This window comes from uncultured Methylobacterium sp. (assembly GCF_964242245.1).
Classification (GTDB): Bacteria; Pseudomonadota; Alphaproteobacteria; order Rhizobiales; family Beijerinckiaceae; genus Methylobacterium.
Window position 1 is genome coordinate 1 of the sequence record NZ_CAXTBY010000217.1, and the last position, 2828, is coordinate 2828.

Annotated in this window: 4 protein-coding genes; all 4 read left to right on the forward strand. The window is 68.9% G+C overall.

Annotation, left to right across the window (positions count from 1 at the left end):
* The first annotated feature begins 305 nt into the window (after positions 1–305).
* A complete protein-coding gene (gene rpsM, locus ACFE8Y_RS21535; protein ID WP_375466403.1) occupies positions 306–674 on the forward strand; it encodes a 30S ribosomal protein S13 in 369 nt (122 codons plus the stop codon).
* A 175-nt stretch (positions 675–849) separates the two neighbouring features.
* Positions 850–1239 (forward strand): 30S ribosomal protein S11, encoded by a 390-nt coding sequence (rpsK, locus tag ACFE8Y_RS21540; protein WP_147725843.1) that lies wholly within the window; start codon positions 850–852, stop codon positions 1237–1239.
* Positions 1240–1271: 32 nt separating this feature from the next.
* Positions 1272–2126, forward strand: a complete 855-nt coding sequence (locus ACFE8Y_RS21545; protein ID WP_375466405.1) for an MBL fold metallo-hydrolase — start codon at positions 1272–1274, stop codon at positions 2124–2126.
* A gap of 100 nt (positions 2127–2226) precedes the next feature.
* On the forward strand, positions 2227–2828 hold a 602-nt coding region (locus tag ACFE8Y_RS21550), incomplete at its 3' end, for a DNA-directed RNA polymerase subunit alpha (protein ID WP_375466404.1).

The window sequence follows — 2828 nt, forward strand, 5'->3', positions numbered from 1 at the left end:
TACATAAGGAGTTAGAGCATCTTCCGTGATCCGAAGATCATGGAAAATGCTCTAGGCCAAGTCTTCACCGCGTCCGATGTTCGGCCTCGAATGCGTGCCGACCTCGGCTCGCGGTCGGCAAGGCGGTTGACATCCCTGCGCACCCGCGCTAGCAGCCCGGTCTTCGTCGACACGTCCGCTGGTCCGAGGTGCCCTTCAAGGGGTGCCGCGGGCCGCTCTGTCGTTGACGGGCGCGCAGGGGCCGGCCTCCACCGGACGCGTGCTGCAAACAGCCCCGATTGTGGGGCGCTTCATGGAGCATGACCTTGGCCCGCATCGCAGGCGTCAACATCCCGACCAACAAGCGCGTCGTCATCGCGCTTCAGTACATCCACGGCATCGGCGCGAAGAAGGCCGGAGAGATCACGGAGAAGGTCGGCATCCCGGCCGAGCGCCGCGTGAACCAGCTCACCGACGCCGAGGTGCTCCAGATCCGCGAGACCATCGACCGCGACTACATGGTCGAGGGCGACCTGCGCCGCGACGTTTCGATGAACATCAAGCGCCTGATGGACCTTGGCTGCTACCGCGGCCTGCGCCACCGCCGCAACCTTCCCGTCCGCGGCCAGCGCACGCACACCAACGCGCGCACCCGCAAAGGCAAGTCCAAGCCGATCGCCGGCAAGAAGAAGTAGTTTTTCGCGATCGGAAGGCCCTGCTTCGGCCCGGCCTTCCTGAGCGTGGCGCCGGGTGTTCCGCTTCGGCGGCAGGCGTGGAGCGCCCGCCCTCCACGGACGCACCCGACGAAATCCGAGAAGAATCCCGAGCACCTGGAATTACGGGTGCGCTTGAAGGACAGGTAGCAAGAGAATGGCCAAGGAACCGACCCGCGTCCGCCGGCGCGAACGCAAGAACATCGTCTCGGGCGTGGCGCACGTCGCCGCTTCGTTCAACAACACGATGATCACGATCACCGACGCGCAGGGCAACACGATCTCGTGGTCCTCGTCGGGCGCGATGGGCTTCAAGGGCTCGCGCAAGTCCACGCCCTACGCCGCCCAGGTCGCCGCCGAGGACGCGGCCCGCAAGGCCGCCGAGCACGGCATGCGCACGCTGGAGGTCGAGGTGTCGGGTCCGGGTTCGGGCCGGGAATCGGCGCTCCGCGCCCTCCAGGCCGCGGGCTTCACCGTGACCTCCATCCGCGACGTGACCTCGATCCCGCACAACGGCTGCCGGCCGCGCAAGCGTCGTCGCGTTTGAGCGGGACGAAGACGGACGTGGCGGACGCTGCGATGCATCCCGCGATCCTGCGCTGGAACCTCGGCGACCTCGCGGTCACCGTGCTCAACGATGGCTGGTTCCAGGGCTCCCTCGACCTCGTCACGGGCATCCCGCGGGCGGAAGGCGGCAAGCTCCAGCGCGCGGGTTTCCGCACGGAGGCGCCGCGGGTGACGCTGAACGCGTTCCTGATCACCGGGGCGGGCCGCAAGCCCGTGCTGATCGACACGGGCTACGGCAGGCTCGGTCCGCCGACCATGGGTCGCGTGCCCGCGGCCCTGGCGGCGGCGGGCGTGAAGCCGGAGGCGATCGAGACGGTCCTCGTCTCCCACCTGCATCCCGACCACGTGGGCGGCCTGACGCTGGACGGCGCTGCGGCCTACCCGAACGCCGAGATCGTGCTGCACGCCGACGAGGCGCGACACTGGCTCTCCGACGCGGCGCTGACGCAGGCTCCGGAGCAGGCCAAGTCCTACTTTGAGAACGCCCGCAGGGCGGTGGCGCCCTATGCCGGACGGGTGCGCGAGCACACGGGCGGCGAGGTTCTGCCGGGCATCACGGCGGTGCCGCTGCCCGGCCACACGCCCGGCCATTGCGGCTTCCGGATCGTGTCGGGGGAACACGCGCTGCTCATGTGGACGGACATCGTCCACCTGCCGGCGATCCAGTTCGCGCAGCCGGAGGCGGGCGTCGGCTTCGATGTCGACGGGGACGGAGCGCGGGCGACGCGCAAGCGCATCCTCGATGAGATCGCGGGCGATGGCACGCGCATCGCGGGCTCGCACCTGGAATTTCCGGGCGTCGGCTTCGTGGCGCGGGAGGGGGCCGGATACCGCTTCGTGCCGGAACTCTGGGTCGGCAGCGAGTAGGCGCGAGAACGCATTCAGGGACCGGACGGCGCTCGGGGACGAAGCCGGCCGGCCGAAGCGCGGACCGGTCACGGGCTCGCGCGACAGGAGAGGTAGGATCGTGGTCATTCAGAAGAACTGGCAAGAGCTGATCAAGCCGAACAAGCTGCAGGTGTCGACCGGCGATGATCCGAAGCGGGTCGCGACGGTGGTGGCCGAGCCGCTGGAGCGCGGCTTCGGCACGACGCTGGGCAACAGCTTGCGCCGGGTGCTGCTGTCCTCGCTCCAGGGCGCGGCCGTGACCTCGGTGCAGATCGACGGCGTGCTGCACGAGTTCTCCTCGATCCCGGGCGTGCGCGAGGACGTCACCGACATCGTCCTCAACATCAAGACCATCGCCATCCGCTCGCAGACGGATACGCCCAAGCGCATGACCCTGCGCAAGACCGGCCCCGGCCTCGTCACGGCGGGCGACATCGGCACGGTCGGCGACATCCAGATCCTCAACCCCGATCTCGTGATCTGCACGCTCGACGACGGCGCCGAGATCCGGATGGAGTTCACGGTCGCAACCGGCAAGGGCTACGTGCCGGCCGAGCGCAACCGGCCCGAGGACGCGCCGATCGGCCTGATCCCGGTGGACGCCCTGTTCTCGCCGGTGACCAAGGTCAGCTACCGCATCGAGACCACCCGCGAGGGCCAGGACCTCGACAAGGACAAGCT